This window comes from Exiguobacterium sp. S3 (assembly GCF_018617295.1).
Classification (GTDB): Bacteria; Bacillota; Bacilli; order Exiguobacteriales; family Exiguobacteriaceae; genus Exiguobacterium; species Exiguobacterium profundum.
The window spans coordinates 1-18,507 of record NZ_JACSJW010000007.1 but is presented as its reverse complement, the minus strand read 5'-3'; the positions used below and the strand labels follow the sequence as shown (position 1 = coordinate 18,507).

The 18,507-nt window shown below is 42.1% G+C and carries 15 protein-coding genes and 2 pseudogenes; 15 read left to right on the top strand and 2 right to left on the bottom strand.

All coding sequences use genetic code 11. The features are described from left to right. Nucleotides 1–529: 529 nt before the first annotated feature. Nucleotides 530–1,966 (bottom strand): hypothetical protein, encoded by a 1,437-nt coding sequence (locus KNO65_RS14370; protein WP_214785004.1) that lies wholly within the window; start codon nucleotides 1,964–1,966, stop codon nucleotides 530–532. 232 nt (nucleotides 1,967–2,198) lie between these two features. Between KNO65_RS14370 and KNO65_RS14365 the strand changes: the two genes are divergently transcribed. From KNO65_RS14365 to KNO65_RS14335, 7 genes are all read left to right on the top strand, one after another. Continuing rightward, a complete protein-coding gene (locus KNO65_RS14365; RefSeq protein WP_214785003.1) occupies nucleotides 2,199–2,636 on the top strand; it encodes a PDDEXK family nuclease in 438 nt (145 codons plus the stop codon). Nucleotides 2,637–2,662: 26 nt separating this feature from the next. Continuing rightward, nucleotides 2,663–3,535 (top strand): PDDEXK family nuclease, encoded by an 873-nt coding sequence (locus tag KNO65_RS14360; RefSeq protein ID WP_214785002.1) that lies wholly within the window; start codon nucleotides 2,663–2,665, stop codon nucleotides 3,533–3,535. A 2,122-nt stretch (nucleotides 3,536–5,657) separates the two neighbouring features. Next, nucleotides 5,658–6,539 (top strand): hypothetical protein, encoded by an 882-nt coding sequence (locus tag KNO65_RS14355; RefSeq protein WP_214785001.1) that lies wholly within the window; start codon nucleotides 5,658–5,660, stop codon nucleotides 6,537–6,539. Between the two features lie 4 nt (nucleotides 6,540–6,543). Further along, nucleotides 6,544–7,203 carry a hypothetical protein gene (locus tag KNO65_RS14350; RefSeq protein WP_214785000.1) on the top strand — a complete coding sequence of 220 codons (660 nt, stop codon included), beginning with the start codon at nucleotides 6,544–6,546 and terminating at the stop codon, nucleotides 7,201–7,203. Nucleotides 7,204–7,208: 5 nt separating this feature from the next. Continuing rightward, on the top strand, nucleotides 7,209–7,607 hold the full coding sequence (locus KNO65_RS14345; RefSeq protein ID WP_214784998.1) for a hypothetical protein: 399 nt from the start codon (nucleotides 7,209–7,211) through the stop codon (nucleotides 7,605–7,607). Between the two features lie 206 nt (nucleotides 7,608–7,813). Continuing rightward, nucleotides 7,814–9,664, top strand: a complete 1,851-nt coding sequence (locus KNO65_RS14340; protein ID WP_214784996.1) for an LTA synthase family protein — start codon at nucleotides 7,814–7,816, stop codon at nucleotides 9,662–9,664. A 19-nt stretch (nucleotides 9,665–9,683) separates the two neighbouring features. Next, nucleotides 9,684–10,541 (top strand): ATP-binding cassette domain-containing protein, encoded by an 858-nt coding sequence (locus KNO65_RS14335; protein WP_214784994.1) that lies wholly within the window; start codon nucleotides 9,684–9,686, stop codon nucleotides 10,539–10,541. A 679-nt stretch (nucleotides 10,542–11,220) separates the two neighbouring features. On the opposite strand, the gene KNO65_RS14330 is transcribed toward KNO65_RS14335, so the two are convergent. After that, nucleotides 11,221–12,246, bottom strand: a complete 1,026-nt coding sequence (locus KNO65_RS14330) for a tyrosine-type recombinase/integrase (RefSeq protein ID WP_214784992.1) — start codon at nucleotides 12,244–12,246, stop codon at nucleotides 11,221–11,223. A gap of 388 nt (nucleotides 12,247–12,634) precedes the next feature. Here KNO65_RS14330 and KNO65_RS14325 point away from each other — a divergent pair, with 388 nt between their 5' ends. The 8 genes and pseudogenes from KNO65_RS14325 to KNO65_RS14290 all read left to right on the top strand — a co-directional run. Continuing rightward, complete coding sequence (locus tag KNO65_RS14325; protein ID WP_214784989.1) at nucleotides 12,635–13,165, top strand: DUF402 domain-containing protein; 531 nt, start codon at nucleotides 12,635–12,637, stop codon at nucleotides 13,163–13,165. After that, on the top strand, nucleotides 13,155–13,760 hold the full coding sequence (locus tag KNO65_RS14320) for a thiamine pyrophosphate-dependent enzyme (protein ID WP_214784987.1): 606 nt from the start codon (nucleotides 13,155–13,157) through the stop codon (nucleotides 13,758–13,760). The genes KNO65_RS14325 and KNO65_RS14320 overlap by 11 nt, the downstream gene beginning before the upstream one ends. 82 nt (nucleotides 13,761–13,842) lie before the next feature. Further along, nucleotides 13,843–14,963: pseudogene (locus KNO65_RS14315) on the top strand (IS3 family transposase); the annotation flags it as partial. Nucleotides 14,964–15,302: 339 nt separating this feature from the next. Further along, complete coding sequence (locus tag KNO65_RS14310) at nucleotides 15,303–15,791, top strand: helix-turn-helix domain-containing protein (protein ID WP_214784985.1); 489 nt, start codon at nucleotides 15,303–15,305, stop codon at nucleotides 15,789–15,791. 298 nt (nucleotides 15,792–16,089) lie between these two features. Then, the gene (locus KNO65_RS14305; RefSeq protein WP_021065836.1) at nucleotides 16,090–16,272 is read left to right on the top strand and encodes a hypothetical protein; all 183 of its coding nucleotides are present in this window, start codon (nucleotides 16,090–16,092) and stop codon (nucleotides 16,270–16,272) included. A 12-nt stretch (nucleotides 16,273–16,284) separates the two neighbouring features. Then, on the top strand, nucleotides 16,285–16,509 hold the full coding sequence (locus tag KNO65_RS14300; RefSeq protein ID WP_012390467.1) for a hypothetical protein: 225 nt from the start codon (nucleotides 16,285–16,287) through the stop codon (nucleotides 16,507–16,509). A gap of 66 nt (nucleotides 16,510–16,575) precedes the next feature. Next, nucleotides 16,576–17,676 (top strand): hypothetical protein, encoded by a 1,101-nt coding sequence (locus KNO65_RS14295; protein WP_214784984.1) that lies wholly within the window; start codon nucleotides 16,576–16,578, stop codon nucleotides 17,674–17,676. 251 nt (nucleotides 17,677–17,927) lie between these two features. Then, nucleotides 17,928–18,419, top strand: a pseudogene (locus KNO65_RS14290) (type IV secretory system conjugative DNA transfer family protein); the annotation flags it as partial. Nucleotides 18,420–18,507: the final 88 nt, after the last annotated feature.

Below are 18,507 nucleotides of genomic sequence, written 5' to 3'. Positions count from 1 at the left end.
AACAATCGAAAATGCGGTTTCAGTACGATAATTTGCGACCATTTTTAAGAGACAGACACTTAAACTTTTTTGGTTTTTCATCAAAAAGTTGAAAAGTGTCGTTTCAGTACGACAAATTGCGACAAAAACCAATTAAATGTCGTTTCAGTACGATGATCTGCGACCAAATTAAGAGGCGTGTCATTTTAGTACGCAATTTGCGACCAAATTCAATTATAATGTCGTTTCAGTACGCACTTTTACGAATCATTTCACCCTAAAGCGAACAATTTAGTAAAAATGTTCTTTCTAAATTACTCATAAGTGTCATTTCAGTACGACAAGCTTATGCAACTAATTAAAAAAATGATTTTGTCCAAATCGCATAAATGTAGTTTGATAGGATACAGCTGATAATTAAATACTGGCACTCACCTGTATTTAATCATCAATCCACCAAAAAACGTTCCATGTGAAACATAAACTATAGAGTAAGCTTAGAAAAGAAGAAGCCTTCAATATAGTAGGCTTCTTCTATGTTTTGTTTCTATTAAAGTAGCAATGTATCGGGATGATTTAATAACTCCCATGATTCGAGCGGGTAAAACGTGAAGAAATAGTAGTCGCCCGAACGATGCCAATCTTTCAAAATAAATTCATGTTCTTTAATGCGATCAAGATTTGCCTCAAGTTCCCGCAAGTTCTCTGACTTTCGTGATTTATTGAAGCGAATCGAATAAGTAAATTGACGCCAATGCCGACGAACCGGGCTCTGCTCCCCTGTCTGGATGGAGGCGATTCGTTCCTTTTGGAGCACGAACGCCAGGTGATAGGCGAAGCTCCCCTTCAGCTGTTCGATTTGCTCGCCGTATATGCTGACGACCTGTTGCTTGAGCAGGTCGTCATAGACCTCCTCTGCCACGGTGACGACCACCTGGCTGTCAGCGAGGGTCGTCGCATTCTTGATCGTGACGGATGAGAAGAGCCCACGGATGAAGAGGTCCCCATCGTCGTTATGGCCCGCGACCCGATAATACCCGAGCTTCATCAGGCGTTTCGTCGTCAGGTCGTAGCTCTTCCCGCTCTTGTTGGAGTAGAGTTTCTCGACCAGGCGGACCAACGGGAAGATGATTTTCCTACTCGTCTGGAACGAGATGTCACGGTAGGACAGTATCTCGGTGAATGCCTCGAAGTCCTTCGGGTCAAGGTCGGGTACTTTCCCGTTCAGTTCCTGGATGAACTCCTTGCTGACCAGGACGGAGAGGTTCTGTGGGACCCCCTCCTTGTACTTCGGTACGACCGACTCATAGTTCAAGAGCTCGAGATTGAGCTGCGATGCGTCATTGAGCTTTTCATCGAGTTGATCGGTCTTGTTCTTGATACGGTCGGACATCCCGAAGAACGGGATGTCCACCGCCAGTGTCGGAGAATGATGGGCCACCCTCTTCGTGGAATCGATCTCCTTCGCCACCTCACCCAGTATCATCAGTACATCCGTCTTCAATGTCGTGGTCTTCTGATTCACGGTCTTTTGAGACCAGTATGGATAGGTGTGGATCAACTGGTTCGGGTCCTCTGCCCAGTCCTCAATCTCGGCGATACAGAGATTCATATAGTCCTCGATCGTTTTCACATGAAACTCTTTCTGGAGTCCCTCGGCACCCGCCACCTTGACATAGGCGGAGATCATGTCATGTTTTGCCCGGAGCTCCCTGTTGTACCCACGTGACTCCTGGTAGTTGCGGACTGCCGTCCTCACCCAGCGACGTTTCAATTTCATGAAAGAATAATAGCGTATCTTCTTGTATGCGCTCTCGATGTTCTCGAGCGCATAGTGCTCCTGGTATAGCGCTGCGACAAAACCATTGATGTCAAATATAGAGACGCTATGGAGGATTTCCTCCATACCGTGCTGTTTGATAGTATTAACCGCTTGAGAAATGATGAGTTGTTGGGAGCGGCTATTGGAGTTCGAATGGTTCTCCATGCTGATCACCTCTTCTCATCTAAATATAGCATAGCACCACGGGATAAGACCTTAAAAATCACAACGTTTAATTATTTCAGATACCGTAAATTCGATTATGTGCGCCGGCGCACACTTTTTTATGATGCGGAGAAGACGAAAAGTGAATTATACTAATATTGTAAGATAGAAAACATTGAAACTTATAAAGGTTTCTTCTACATAGAAAAGTTATAAAGAAAGAGGGAACATCATGAAAGAACATCTTGGTGTGTTTGATACATATATCGGTAAGGGTGCGAGACAGCTGTCGTGGGACGTCGGTCTGAACCCTGATCTGAACGAGAGCAAGGCGAAGACGTCAAACATCACGAAGCGACTCATCGACCGTCACAAGGAGACGGTCGAGCATCTGGAGGACGGGATTGAGGGACGATTGATGGTAAAGTCCGTCAACCTCAACAAGAAAGGCAAGTCTAAACAGAACACGGTCCTCGAGGTGATTGATTTCCTCTCCTGGGTGGAGACGGGATGGAAGGACAGCGCCATCATGAGATGTCTCGGGGAGACGACATACCTTTCATGGTGTACGGGGAGAACAAGGAGGGGGATACGTTCTGTCTCGGTCCATTGCTCTGGAAGCCATCCGATGAAGAGGTCCAAGGTCTTAATTCCTATTGGAAGATGGTGACAGACATATTGACAGAAGGGGTTCAGATGTGGGAAGCCACTTGGGGAAAGGAAATAATCACAAAGAACAACCTTCCTGGGCAGAGGGCGCACAAGATGGTGCATATAAGACCAAAAGCGAACAACAAGAACGACGTCACGTTCCTTCCCGACGGACAGACAATCACCAAACAGGGGCTCTGGTTGAACGCAAAATACGTGAGCGATATCGTAGGACCACTCTTCGAGATTCGAAAGGATGAAATCAATCTGAAGAGGGACATGGTGTCGAAAGGAATCGAGCTGAACGAGACGGATTTGGACTCGTTGAAAGGGATTGTAACGGAGAATGCTTACACCCCAGAGACCTTCGTGGAGGCTTGCAGGCAGGTCATCCGAGATTTCAATTTGGACTGGATCAGCAAAGACCTGGTGGAGAGTCTCGACTATAGGATCTCATCACCATACATCCTCGAGAAAAGGTACTTGGACAGCCGTTCATACATCGAGGAGGTCATCTTGGGGACCGACTATTTCAAGATGGAGGACACCCCAATCCTTTCCCATCCTTATGCGTCGAGGATGATTGCGAAGATGAGGGACGGTTGGAGAATCATCGAGATAGAGACGGACTTCTACATCACGGAACGCGCGCTCTCCAAGACCGGTATAACCGTTCGTTTGCAGGAGTCCTATCGCGAATCGGTCCTCGATCAGATGGAGACCGGTCGCTTCTATACGATAGAGCAACTCGTCGACCTCGTGGAGAACGACCTGCTCGAGGAATATGGGTTCGATGAGAGGGTCTATGAGGGGATTCTTAGGAGACAGGGGAAAATCTCCAATGTGAGGGTCGGGGAAACATATCTATTCACTAGCGGGATGAGCCGAAACCTTCCTCAATCATTGATGGATACCTGATGAAGCGGCGTCCGTTCCTGCGGTTGTCCAATCTACGCGAAGAGATCGAAGACACCTACGAAAAAACTTTCGGAGAGGGGGAGCTTGTTTCATTGCTAAAAAGGTCGTCCTATTATTTCGCCACTGACGTCGATATGGTGTTCGAATCGAAGGATGCTTATCTGTCTTACCTCTACAACGTATGATGTCATATGGGCCCTTCAAAAGTGTGCGCCGGCGCACACTTTTGAAGGGCCTTATATGTGTCGACAAGTCTATAGTAACGAAGGCAAAGGTTTAGATAATGAACTTGATTAAGAAGTGACTACAATTTTTGTTGAGATGAGTACATAAACATCTCAAAATTAGCTCTGGTAGCATATTGGATGTCAAGATTTAAGTGGGGCGAACAGGACTAATTTTGAATTTCTTTAATTAATAGAGAATATTCCTTCGACGTCGTGGGCTATTTTGTGGAATCGTTTCGCGGAAGATACCTGGAAAGACCCTATGAAAAAACATGTAGATGATAAGAGGCGGATATATAAACTTCTTGAAAACGATTAGATGACTTTGAATGTTGATTCGCGATTTTATAAAACAAGCGAAGGGTCAGGCGAGCTTTCAACGGAGACTTTGATATCTGTTAAGAATAGACATGATGCATTGAATACACACTCGTGGAGTTATACATACATGAAGAATCAACTCAATCCTGATTAAGAGAAGAGCAATTCTTTTCACATCAGATCTGTACAACGAGTGGATTGACAAATATAAAGAAAACTACAAGAAATTTTAGAATCTTACTGTATTGAATATACTTGTAGAAAAAAACTTTTAAGTCTTTTTCAAATATGGCGGGCACAACCAATCGATACTAAAAAATCTTTCAAGAGTATATTAAATTATGACAGGTTGAAAGAAGATAGAGCATCAAATGGTGAAATGAAAAAATCACACTTGGATCTACTCGAAACGAATAAAATTTCTGGATTTTTTGAATTGATGATAAATAATCACTCCTCAGAGTTAAAAGAGGTCATTAGATACCCTCACAAAAAGGGATTTTATGACCTCTTTTGTTAATTTGACACTGAGATAAATAATAATTTATTTTGAAACGATTTTAATTTATTTAATTTTCTTTGGAAAAAGAATAGCAAATTATGATTATCTCTTTAACACATGAAGCGGGTACGCAATGTAGGATACAGGGGGATAACCTACGTTCAAATGAAGCTATTATGTATCATAGAAAAGTATATTCTCTCTAATAAGATTAAATTAATCAAAAAAATAAAAAAGAGGAACAAACGGTACTAATTCCTTTGAAAATTTTAACCATAGTAAATTAAAACCAATTTTTAACCCTTATATTTACATGTATAGATTTCTTTGGAACAATGATGGTAACGCTTTCGGAATGTGGTGGTTAGTAATGAATATTTGGCTTTATATGAAACCGGTATTAGCACAGAGGGTTCTTCTAGTGTGGATAATATTGCATATAGGTGTACCTTCCATATACTTGTGTAATCCTTATGCCAATAACCCTCTTGATTTCAGTGCATCTTTGAAATACATGGCTCTCTTCAGTTACATTAGTAGTTATTTATTATCTGTCATATTGACATATAAGTTGTTTTCAACCTATCGAGACAATCCATTCAAGCCGATTAAAAAACTCGAACTATCATTATTTCTAGGTGTTTCCGTTATTCTTCATTTAATAAATTTGTCACCTATACTTATATATATTGTATTTCTTTCCGTCACATATATTGACTTCAATTTAATTTTATTAATTACTGTATTGAAACTTTATTTCGCTTATTTTTATACTCTTTCGTCTACCTTTGTATTTATTGGAATTTTCTCAGGCGTTGGGTTCTTCAATTCATTTATAAACTCTTCTCAGTTTATTGTAAGAAAATTAGTGATAGTTCTTATGGTATTAGTGATTTTAGTCTACGAATTTATACTGTATATTTCTAAAGCAAATATGTTGGGGTACTTCAGTGAAGTCTTTTTTTCGCAAAACGAACTGATTTATTGGATATATTTATTTACTCCTCTTTTTTTAATCTTAATACTCCCATTAATATTTTCTAGGCTCAAGACTGTATATAGAGTCATGGCCATGATGGGAGGGGTGATCATCACTTCTACAGGCTTGATATTGTTTATGCCTGATCCTGTTGAGGAAAAAAAGGATTTCGAACTAGATTTTTCTATCGATTCATCAAATGAATCAATTAATACCTTAAAAATATCGACTGATTTAAACAATATTCCTGTACTTGATATTTTAAATTCCAAAATCAAGTTTGATGAAAGTTATAACTTTACTGGTGATTTGAAAATTGAATCTAACCAAACGGGGAAACATAAAATAATTTTGGCCGCATATATGAATGTGGATAGCGTGAAAAATGATAACAACATTAATCAAGATTACGTACATAAAAATAATGTGTTGATTATAGATATATCTCGGAATACATCAAAATTAACTATTAAATATTCATACACCCCTAATATTGATAGGTTGATTACTGAGGAGTATGTTTTCTTCCCTTCCTATGAAGCATGGTATCCAAGGAACTATTTTGATTCCTGCACTAAGGAGGATAATTATTTGGAGATTGACTCTTTGAACTCAGAAATTAATATTAGTCCGAACATATGTTTTGGAGTGTTTTCAAAAGGTGACTTCTATCACAAAAATGAGGTTATTGTTCCAATAAAATGGTCTGGTTCTTTAGATAAATCAAAAATAATTAAAAAAATTAACAATCAAGTAACCGAATCACTATCAGAAACAAATAAGACTGTTCAATCTGTGTCTAAATTGGTTATTGAAACGAAGTCTGAATATAACAGTGGTCAAGGAGAAGACGATGTTTTTATTAATGGAGGAGTCATGACGGTTAAAATCGATCCTTTTATACCGTTACAAGATGTTTCTATAGAACAATGGATTATAAACCTAGTTCAAAAAAAATATAATGATAAAAACTAGCATTATGCATTTAAACGATAGATTGCCAGTATGTGTCTTATTACGAATCGGTAACCTGGGAGAGGAGGGCAAGCCTATTCTATCTTTTTCTAATGTAAGTACACTTTCAAAAAAAAATATAAGAAACATTACAAATTTAAATTTTGAATTTGTAAAAAGCTCGCTTGTGATTGGTGAATGCGATGATGAATTGGATTTATTGATATCGCTTTTAACGGGAACACAAAAATTGAGCAGTGGGAAAATAGAGGGAAATATAAATAAACTCCCTTCTGTGATTGATTTAAGGAACATGAGTCTATTCAAAAACATGAACGGGAAAAAAATAAGTAAAATTTTCAAAATTGACTCTAAATTAAAGAATGATCTTGAATCCTTCTCACAAAAATATTCTACTGACTTTCAAAGATTATCAGGGTATGAAAAATTTGAATTACTTTGTGATTTGGCGGTTAAAGACGGAGCCGAGGTTATATGTTTTATCAATCCAGAGAATCATCTTAACTATAAGGAGATTGACAAGTTTCTAAGATTGCTAGACAAAATCAATGAAAAACAGTGTGAAATTCTACTATTTACGACGAAAGAAATTTGGAACGAGAAATTGAACTCTTTTGATTGTTTTTATTTCTCAGAAGGTATCCTAAACAGGGAAAGGAGGTGAGAATATTGATTATCAACCAACCAAGTAAAAAGAAAAAGTTACCAGTGGTGGCTTCGTTGCTATCAGTGTCATTACTTGCTGCATCTTTGGCAATGGCAGCAGGTACATCAACTGCAAGTATCCGCCCGGGATCTTCTTCGGCAACGGGTAGTACGGTTACAGCTACAGGTTCATCGGGGAGCTTGACTGTTTCTAGTGCCGGTCCGACGTATTACGTACAGGGGTATGCTAAGCGTTCTATCTCTTTCTTCCCGGATACTAATGCAGCTTCAATTACTGCGTTACCAGCCAGAACAGTGACTACCGGCTTCTCGGCTACATCAGGTAACAAATACTATTCAAAAGCAAATACTCAGTCTGGCGCTACATCAATCTATGGCGAAGCGAAGACAAAAGTTAACTAATCTACCTAGACATCGGCCTCTTTATTGAGGTCGGTGTACTTTCTTTTTAAAGTGAGGTTCTTATGAGCAATAGTATACTTAACGAGTTAATATTTTTTTACTTCAAACAAATGCGGAAAAGCATATTTTATTTAATCAGTTTGATGTTGATTCCGGGAGTCATGGTGTTTAGGTTGCTTGATAAGCTTCAAGATACGTACGTATATATGCAATATCCCGAAGTTCTCAGTGGAATGATTATCCCTATTCAGGCTGTCATGTTACTTGTCAGCGTATATATGTATAGGCAGACATCCGAACAAGAACAATATAGAAGACACATTACATTTCCGAATATGATGTGGATTCAGTTTCAACGTATCTTTGCCTTGCTCATTACTCATACGTTATTTTCCATTCTCTTTATTGTTATAGGACTTATACCTGTTATTCTTTACTTTTGGACGAATGGAATATACACTACTCATTTTTATCAACAGCTCATGATTCATTCTATAATGTTTTATCTGCTGCCACTTCTCATAGCAGCTGTATGGGGAATAAACGCAGGACTCTTTTTCGGAAAGATGAGAATTGGAATCGTAATCCTTTTTATGTGCTGGGTTCTACTCGGACCATTAAATACAGAATTTTTCGATGATTTTTTCTTTGGTCAGGGTTTTAATGAACTACGATCGTTTTTTTTCATAGGTCCACTTCAGCCAGAGGTTGTTTACTATGAACTGACTGGATACTTAAGTGACTTATCTTTGTTATGGAAAAATGTAGTGATTTTATTTGTTCATTTTGCGGTCACTTTGTTAATCATCAGCAGTTGGGGCATCAGAACCAGTCAAAAGGTTCGAATGGTTCTGACAGCTGTTGTGATTTTAGTATTTTGTATAATAACCTCACCTTTCGCATTGAAGAATGGACAATTGGTTTTTGATCGCTCTTTCGACATGGAGACGAAGAACCATTATTCAAAAAACTATCAGTTTGATTCCTCACAAGTAAAACCAATGTTAGATTACGATATCGAGAAAGTTGATATAGAGCTTGAGAATGGCAGTCAAGATTTGATTCGGGCGAGAGCAAACTATGTCATTCACTCGAATACGAATCGTATCGCGCTTTCCCTCTATCACTTATATGAGGTAACAGATATACTCATTCAGGATGAACCAGTTTCATATCAACGTGAAGGAGATTTCATTTTGTTAGAAGGGGTCCATTCAGGCGAATCGGTGACAATGACTGTAGAATATGTCATTCATAATAGTAATCGCTTTCCAATCACTGATCAAGTGACTTATTTGCCGGCATGGTTGAATTGGTATCCGATGAAGCAGTCCAATCCGAATAGCAGAGTTGGGGCTGAAAACTTTGATCCATTGATTGAACGATTTGATAGGATGCCGATTAGTTTAAATTACAAACCGGAACAAAAATTTGTTACCAACCTCACCATGGTTGAAGATACTGAATTCGAGGGATACGGAGCCGGAGTAACATTAATTGAAGGTACATTTGTAACTTATCAACAAGACGGAAAAGAGATTGTAGTTGACCAGTCATGGACTAGTCCGGTTTCATATTGGCCGGAGGTACAAGAAACAATCAGTTCGGTCAATGATATCACTGAAAAAGAGTTTGGGATTGCAAATAGAATTCCAGATATCGTAATTTTAGTGTCTCCCAACCATGAGAAATTCGGGTATCTTGACAAGCAGCATCTTTTACTTCATGTAGGGAGTACGCTACGGCTTGACCATGACTTAGTGGAGGTGGTCCGTGCGTATGTACCCGCTGCAATTTGGTCTAAAAACAAATCAAGTGGCCAGAACCAACCAACACAAACTGCGTTCGATGATGCGCTGTCATTCTGGATGACTGTCGAATTAGGGCTCCCATCTCCTCAAGAACCTGATGTGTTCTTTATGAGAGATACTCTTACAAACGATGAGTTAAGTGCATCGAAGAAAAAAATCGAGGATTTCATGATCCGTTCACACGACGATCAACTCGTCTATTTAAAGCAATGGTATCAAGATCTCGAAAAATCAGTTGAAATGTAAACAGACCGGAGGATCTAGCATGATAAAAGTTGAACATATCGTTAAAACATATAGAAAGAATACAGTGCTACATCACGTTTCTCTAAGTATCGACGGAATCTATGGATTGCTTGGTTCAAATGGAGCAGGTAAGACTACATTGATGAAAATTTTATGCGGCCTGACGAGTGCATCAGGTGGTGATATTTTGATTGATGGGCAATCAAAGATGAGGAGAAAGTATGCCGATACATCCGAAATCATAGGTTTTTTGCCTCAAGATTTTAACCTATACCCTTCTTTGCCTGTACATGAAGTATTGTCACATCTAGCGCTCCTTCAAGGCATTATTGACAAAAAGAAAAGGTATGATGCAGTTCAAAGGTCATTGGAACGTGTCAACTTAACTGAAAGCGCTCACTTGAAAATGGAAGAACTTTCAGGAGGGATGCGACGTAGGGTGGGCATTGCCCAATTACTTCTAAGGGAGCCAAAAATCCTAGTCTTTGACGAGCCGACAGCGGGATTAGACATTGAAGAAAGAATTCGCTTTCGTAATCTGCTTCGGGAATTAGGGCATGATCATACCATCATTATATCCTCCCATATAGTGGAGGATATCGAATTTCTATGCACTAAAATAGGTATGTTATCGAATGGTAGAGTATTGTTCGAAGGTAGCCCCGATGAATTAAAATCCAGAGCAGAGGGGATGCTTGCCGAATCAACGGTCCAAATAAGTGAATTGAATGATTGGGTGAAAGAATATGATGTAGTAAACATTGAAGAGACATTGGACGGTGTGAAGGTACGTTACGTAGATGAAAAAAATGGGGACCATGCTATCGTGCCTAAGTTATCAGACGGCTATTTAGCTGTTATGAGGAGTCTAGGATGAAACTTGGACAAATTACGCAGGTACAATTATTCGATTGGAAATATAATAAAATATTAAACATAGTCCCCGTGATCATGTTTGGTTTTACATTAGCTTTAATTCTAATATCAGGACGTGACTTACATGTAAACCTGGAAAGAATCCAGACGCTCTATCTTCCATGGATTTCTTGGTCCGCAATCCTCTATTTTCAGCCTCTTCATGATCAAGGTGCATATTATACTCTGGTTCCCTTCTACAGAAGATGGTTTAGTTTTAACCTTATTACCCTTCTTGTTATTTATGGGGTGGGTTATCTTATTTTAATTATAAGCCTCTCTGGAGCTTTCGAGTTAGTTAAAACGAACCCAATTATAATAATTCATCACATTTTACTCTTATTCCTATATTGGGGCCTGGGATCAGCTTTGATACTAATAACAAGGAGTTTTGAGTACTCATCTTCATTAGTATTCACATACACATTGATTGAAAGTATCACAAGAGGAGAGTTTATGCCATGGCCCCATATTTTTCAGTTTAATGAATTTTATGGGGATACCCTTTATACTCAAAAAGTCAGTTTGATTGTCGTATTAACAATCGTATTTTTAACAATGTCAATCGCGCGCCTATTTAGACGTAGCTGAAGGTACTGAATATATGAGGTATAACCAACAATAATTGAGGCTATAATGAATCACTCAAAAGGTAACTTCGAATCATTAATATATTCATCCGCATTTATAGTTTGTAGATAGTTGTTCGTCGTAGATATTGATTCATGACCCACAAATTGCATAACACCGATTAAGGGGCTTCCGTTCGCAAGAAGTTTTGTGATGTAGGAACGACGGAACCAGTGCGGCGTAATCTGTTCGACTGACTCGACATGCTCTATTGCCTGATGCGTCAGCAGTCGGAGCGCCTCATAGGACATCGCTTTGCCTGTTTTTTTTGTACTGAAGGCGATGTAAGGAGAGGTTTCCTCCTCAATCATCATGAGTATCTGAAGACGGTTGATGAGATAGCTCGACCTCTCGGTGAGCGGGACGCGTCGCCACTTGTCACGCTTCCCCTTCACCTCGAGATAGAAAGCTTTTTGATTCCGTCTCACATCGGTGAACTTGACCGAGAGGAGCTCGGCTGCCCGCATCCCTGTCGTCAGAAGCAGATATCCAATCGTCTCGTTCCGGAGCTCCATGAGCTCCTTTTTTTGTGCCCGTTTGACGGTATGGCGGAAGGCCTCAGCAATCCGCTCGACCTCCTCGAAGTCAATCTCACGACGGATCGGCTCCGGCCGTCTCTGATTCTTCACATGGAAGGCAAGGTTGTGTTGGTGGTAATGGTTGACGTGAAGGTAGGTCAATAGCCTCTTCAACATGTTGTTCTTCCGCTTCGCGCTCCGTGGCGCGTATCTTTCGTTCACCTCGAACAGGTAGCGATGGACATCTAGCACCGTCAGACGCTTCAGACCCTCAGATTTCGTCACCACGAAGTTCAGGATGAACTCGAGGTCCTGTTTGTAGGCGCGGCGTGTGTGAGGGCTCTTCTCGGCATAGATTGGGAAGAGCTCCGTCACCCAGAAGACCTCAATGATTTCGATGTCCGAAAGCGTCTCGAGGTTGATGTGGTCGTTCCTCAAGGCGTCCACGAGCCGCGGGTTCGCTCCTGTCATCTCCTTCAGCGCCATCTCGAACATGGCCTGTCTTTTGTCGATTTCCATGTCTCTCCCTCTTTCTATAAGAAATTTTCTTTGACTTTCAGGTATTATGATGTTCCAAGCCTGGATATTGTGTATTACATGTGTAATAGATTAAATTTCAGAATAAAAAGGTGTATTTATGTTGTAAATTAAGTAATACATTGAATGTATATAAACAATATGATTTCTATTAACTTGTGATAACCTTATATTATCACAAGTTACTTAGTTATAAGACAAGAGAGTCCTGTTAAAAATGATTGAATTATAAATATGGAAAATAATAAATATAAATTAAACAATATTGAAAAAAAACAAAGTAATAAAATACAATAAATGTATTGAATTCTTTGATGTGTAAACAAATGAAAGCGTTATATTTATTAAGAGACATGGAGAGTGAAATAATATGAATCAGAAAACGACAGTTAAAGTATATAAATACAATGATAACTTGCATTATGAATGGACAGCGGATGTTATTGAGGCTAACGAAAAGTATGTTCTATTGAAAGGTACTCCAGGAAGAAAATTGATTCATCATTCTAGGAAAAATATTTATGAGTACAATAACCACTCTATCGAATTCTTCCCTTTAGATTCCGCATATACAGTTAATATCGACATTGAAAAAAACGGAAAATTAAAATATTACTGTAATGTTTGTTTGCCTTCCCAATATAATAATCAGATTTTAAGCTTTATAGATCTGGATATTGATTATGTTCGTGACGAGCTCGGAAATTGGAAAGTAATTGATTTGGAGGATTTCGAAAAAAATAAAATTGTTATGAATTACTCTGAAGATATCATATTCCAAGCAGAATTGGCTTTAGAAAATCTAATAGCAAGAGTGGAACTAAAGGAGTTCCCGTTCGATGGTTTTTTAGAGAGTCATGTAAATAAAGTGTTAAAGGAAGTCTGTAACGATGTTGAATAATATAAATATAGAAAAATTTAAAATTTATGAACAAATGTATCTTATAAGAAGGTTCGAAGAAAAATTACATGAGAGTCTAAAGTGTACTGATATATCCAGATATAATCACCTTTCTATTGGTAGAGAAGCTATCAACGTAGCAATGTCAAAAATCTTTAAAGAAAACGATAAAATGGTGAATACTTACAGAACTCATGGTTTAGCATTAGCATTTGGAATGTCACCTGTTAAACTTTTAAATAAAATCTTAATGAATGACGATTTAGAAAATGGGTCAATGTATGTGAATTCAAGTGAAATAGGTATGGTAAGTTCAAATACTATTATTGGTGCAGGTTTACCGATTAGCTTAGGATTAGCTTTTGATTCAAAATTCGATAAAAAGAATAACGTTATTTGGTGTCTATTTGGAGATGGTGCAGCTACAGGTGGAACAATTCATGAATGTATGAATATTGCCTCGAAACATAATTTAAAGATTATTTTTTTATGTGAAAATAATGGAATAGCAATGTGTACTCCAGTAGAATCTGTAGCAAGTTTTGATAAAGTATCTGATTTAGGAAAGGAAAAAGGACGATTGTCCCGACACTAGTCGGCCAATCGTCCTTTTCTCTGTTCACGCTCGGATAGAGCGAAGGTTTTTCAGTGCCCTCATTCTATTGGGGAGTTTTTTTATGAAGAGAAGTCGGCATTCAATCGAACAAAAACTGAGTACACTACGTATGATGGAAGAAGAAACATATAGCTGGAAGGAAATCATGGAGGCTCATGACGTCTCTAAGCGTACCCTTCAATTGTGGAAAGTGAAATTCGAGACCGGCGGGATTGATGCCTTGAAGGAGTCGAGGACATGGCAACTGTACACCAAGGAACAGAAAATAGCGGCCGTACGTGACTATCTCGACGGGGCCACCACGGTAGAAGTCCTCTCCACCCATCAAATCAGCAGTCACTCGATTCTATATCGGTGGATCAAGAAGTATACTAGTCATAGCGAGTTAACAGATTCGAGAAAAGGGATGGTTCGAACTATCGCAAAAGGGGGGAAAGACCACATTCGAGGAACGCATGGAATCGTCAGGTATTGCCTGGACAACGGGCGGAACTATCAACGGAAGGCCGAGATATTCGCCGTGTCGTACCAGCAGGTCTATGACTGGACGAAAAATTATAATGCCGACGGCGTGCAGGGGCTCGAGGACGAGCGCGGACTGACGAAGCAGGAAGAGGAACTGACTAACGAGGAAAGCTCGAACGTCGCATCCAACAGATCGAGCGTGAGAACGAGCGCCTGCGGGCCGAGAACCTGATGAACCGAGAATTTAGCGCGTCCGGACCGGATGAGAAATAGTGCACCGACGTCACCGAGTTCAAATATGGCGTCGGAAGGAAGGCATATCTGAGCGCGATCATCGATTTCTATGACGGCTCGATTGTTGCCTATCGCATCGGGAAATCCAACAATAACGGGCTCGTCTTCCAGACGATGATCCCAGCCATCGCGGGGCTCCGCACAGAAGCGGGTCCGATAATCCATAGTGACCGAGGGTTCTAATATCCCTCGAGCGGGTTCAAGCGCATGGTGGAAGACGCAGGGCTGACCCACAATATGTCCTGGGTCGGACGTTGTCTCGACAACGCCCCGATTGAGGATTTTGGGGGTACCCTGAAAATCGAGAGGTACTATCTGCGTGAGTTCTAGGCCTATAGCGAACTCACATCGTACATCAAGACCTACATATCGTTCTACAACCATGATTGTCTCCAGAAACGACTAAACGGCTTGTGCCCTGTCTATTTGACGGGGAGCAGTTTAATTAAAATACTTTCTTTATCTTTATTCTTTACGAACTCGCACATTTCTATGCTTAATATAATCTCTTGAAGTCAAAATAACTATTAATATTTCTATAATTAAATCGTATTTTTTTACAGTAGTGTTACAAAACAAAGAATTTTTAGTCATTGTTGTTCTTCAGATTTTGTTCAGGGCGTAATCGGCAGAAAATGTTAACTGTAAAATTTATGACATATAAGGAAATTGATGATTTTTATTCTTAACCCTGTTATATTGGAATCACAAAAAGAAACATTTGTTTGGTCGCCGCTCTGGTTTACAGAAAGGGGAAGACTTATGTATCGATTCGGGGAGTGGTTGAAGGAGAACCGCCGGCTCTTGGGCTGGTCACAGGTCGAACTATCCGAGAAGACATTTGGAGAGATTTCGCAGCCCACCATCAGCCAATATGAACAGAACCGTTCGGTGCCGTCGATTGCGGACATCGATCACCTGGCCCGCGCGTTCGGACACACGCTTGCGACGGTGCCGTGGGACGCCATCGACTTCGGCTACGGGACGAAGCGTTCCGTCACAAAACTCGAGCGCCGCCGGTTCGACCTGAAGGAACTGCCACAGGCCGACTCGGTCCGTACGTTCGACGGGAAGACGTATGAGCTACATGGTTTCATCGGCATCGAGAAAGGGAGCGGCGAGACAATCCAGTTGACGCAACTCTACTATCGGATCCGCACGGTCGTCTGTGACGCCCACGTGCTCGCCAAACGCAAGAACCCGGATGACGAGCTCATCCACGTCAAAAAGCGGAAGAGAGTCCGACAGTAACCGTCATCGACGCAGCAGCACATCCTTAAGGATGGTCTCCTCCAATCACATATCGGCGTGTCCCTCACCAGTGACCGGGTGGGCGGGATCTACGCACAGATGGTTCGGCGAGAGTCGCCTAAAACTCGCCACAAGGTCACTACATCGTTCCGGGTCATCGAAAAACCCTGTACAGCTCCTCATCTCAGCGAGGAATAGAGTTCGTGGGAGAACGGCTAGAAACCCACCGCACCGAATCCGACTATCCTTAATGATGTGCTGCTGCACATCACGAGATCAAGGGAAGGAAGTGTGTACTGTGGCATCAAAAGAACAAAAACAGAACCGTAGCTTCGCCGAGAAACTCTTACGCATCCGTGGGAAGGACTATGAGGAGTGGCTCGACGAACAACACCAACAGGTCATCCAGGACAACCAGGAACTCATTTTGGAGGCGCTCGAGGCGAAGCTCAGCTTCAAGTCGCCGGCGCACCAGGACTAAGGAGGGAACGACATGGGACTCAATGAGACAGGGCTCAGCTTGCTTCAGTTCTTCCAGGGACTCGCCGTCATCGCCGCAGCCATCGCCTTCGCGATTGGGGGCTTCTACTTCATCTTCGGCGGGGATCGCGGCCGCTCGAAGGCCGTCGGCTGGCTTGTCGGGGGCGCCGTCGGTCTGATTATCGTCATGGGCGCGTTCACGCTCGCCGAGATGGTCGACCAGAATATCAAATTCTAATGCACCTTCGCACAGCGTTCCAATCGGAAGGCTTTTTTTGTTGCTTAAAACGAGAGGAGGAACGAGATGCTGTTTGTACGATTCACCGACGTGCCGGACACGCGGATACAGAACTATGAGCGGCTCACTTTCGCCGAGGCGGTCCTCGCGACACATGACCTGCACCAGGCACGCAGCGAGGAAGGGACGAGCTGTTCCGGTGACTTTCGGCTCTTCGATCAGAAAGATGAACTGATCTATCGGGGGACGTTCACATTCGGGACCGAAGGCGCCTATCCAAACCTGTATCATCAAGTGAAGGACCGCGTGCAACGGATCCGGACAAAGAAGGAAGATAACGTAAAGAAACTATGGCTCCTCGACGAGATCGAGTCCGAGACACCGGATGACTATAAGCGCCGGTTCGTTAAATCGAACCCGGTTGTGTCGTCGACCTATCAGTCGCGCCTGACCCGACTACAGCGCCGCCTCATCTACGGGGCGGCCACGATCGGGATTATAATCACCTCACTCTTCACTGCCACCCAATGGTTCATCGATAAAGAGGCTCACGCCGAACAGGTGACCGGTGTCGAACAGACATGGCTGGACGCATACGAAGAGGCACTCCAAGGTGAGGAATCCGCGCTCATCGCTTTACTGGAACGGAAAGATTGGTCCGAGGAAGAGGATGATTTACTGGTCGATCTCTATCTGTCAGAAGGCGCAGACCAGAAAGCGCTCGAGCTCACGGATGATTCCATCCTGATCGAGACGAAGTTGGCCGGGCTCGACCTACCGGTCAAGGAGAAATTGGAACGGCTCCAGGACTTCCAAGCGTCACATCCGACCGATGAGGGCGCGTTCGATATCGCCGCACTGGAACGGGACCATGAGACTGTGGCCAAGACGGATGACGTGGAATGGACCGCTCCTCGCATCTCGGCAAAAGTGACCGCCTATCTCTATCTCGGGGACATCAAGTCCGCAAAGGAGTGGGCGTCCAAGACGAACAATTCTGCCGTACAAGAAAAAATCGACGAGTACCGAAATATCACGGCCACTATCGACGAACTGAACGAGAAACTGAAAAAAACCTCTAGCAAGGACACTTCAGCCCGTGAGAAGATTCAAGCCGCTATCGCTGCTGAAGAAGTTAACCTACAAACGATTCTTTATTTAGATTAAGGTAGGTGAAATAATTGAGAACTCAGTCTCTATCACCACGATTCCCGATACGTCTGATCTTCCCTGCCCTGTTCTGCCTATTGGTGGTGCCGGCCGGGATTTTTTATCTGCTGAACGGGGTCTACAACATCATTCGACAAATCATGACCCCGATATTACAAAACGGACTGTTGGCCGGAGCGACGATTCCGAGAATCACGCCTTCCTTGTTCTTGGAGGTGAGCCTTCCCTCTTCGACCGTCTTAATCGGGCTGATGGTGTTCAGTCTGTTCATCGGAATGGTCGTGTTCGGCAAGGTATGGCTGAACTTCCGGGACCTGCGGAAGAATCAGAAAGGGAGCGCCCGCTTCACCTCGTTCGATGAACTGAAGCAACAGTACCGTCGCGTCCCGGACCGGAAGAAGCGCTATGACGGATTGGGTGGTGTCCCCGTCGGAAGGGTCAAGAACGAGCTGTTCATCGATGATTCTCCCGTCAACAACCTTGTCATCGGGACGACCCGATCCGGGAAGGGCGAGACGTTCGTCTTCTCGACAATCGATCTGTACAGCCGGGCACGTGACCAGGCGAGTTTGATCATCAACGACCCGAAAGGTGAGCTCTTTGCCGCCTCGAAGGAGACGCTCGAGCAACGCGGCTATCAGGTCGAGGTGTTGAACCTGATGAACCCGCTCCAGTCGATGTCGTACAACCTGTTGCAACTGACGATTGACGCATTCCTCGAGGAGAACTATTCGCTCGCCTATAAATGATACTTTTAATGTGTCCTAAAGTGATGGGATAAGAATGTACAATTTTGTCTCCTTCTCGCATACTTGTTCACGAGGTGAA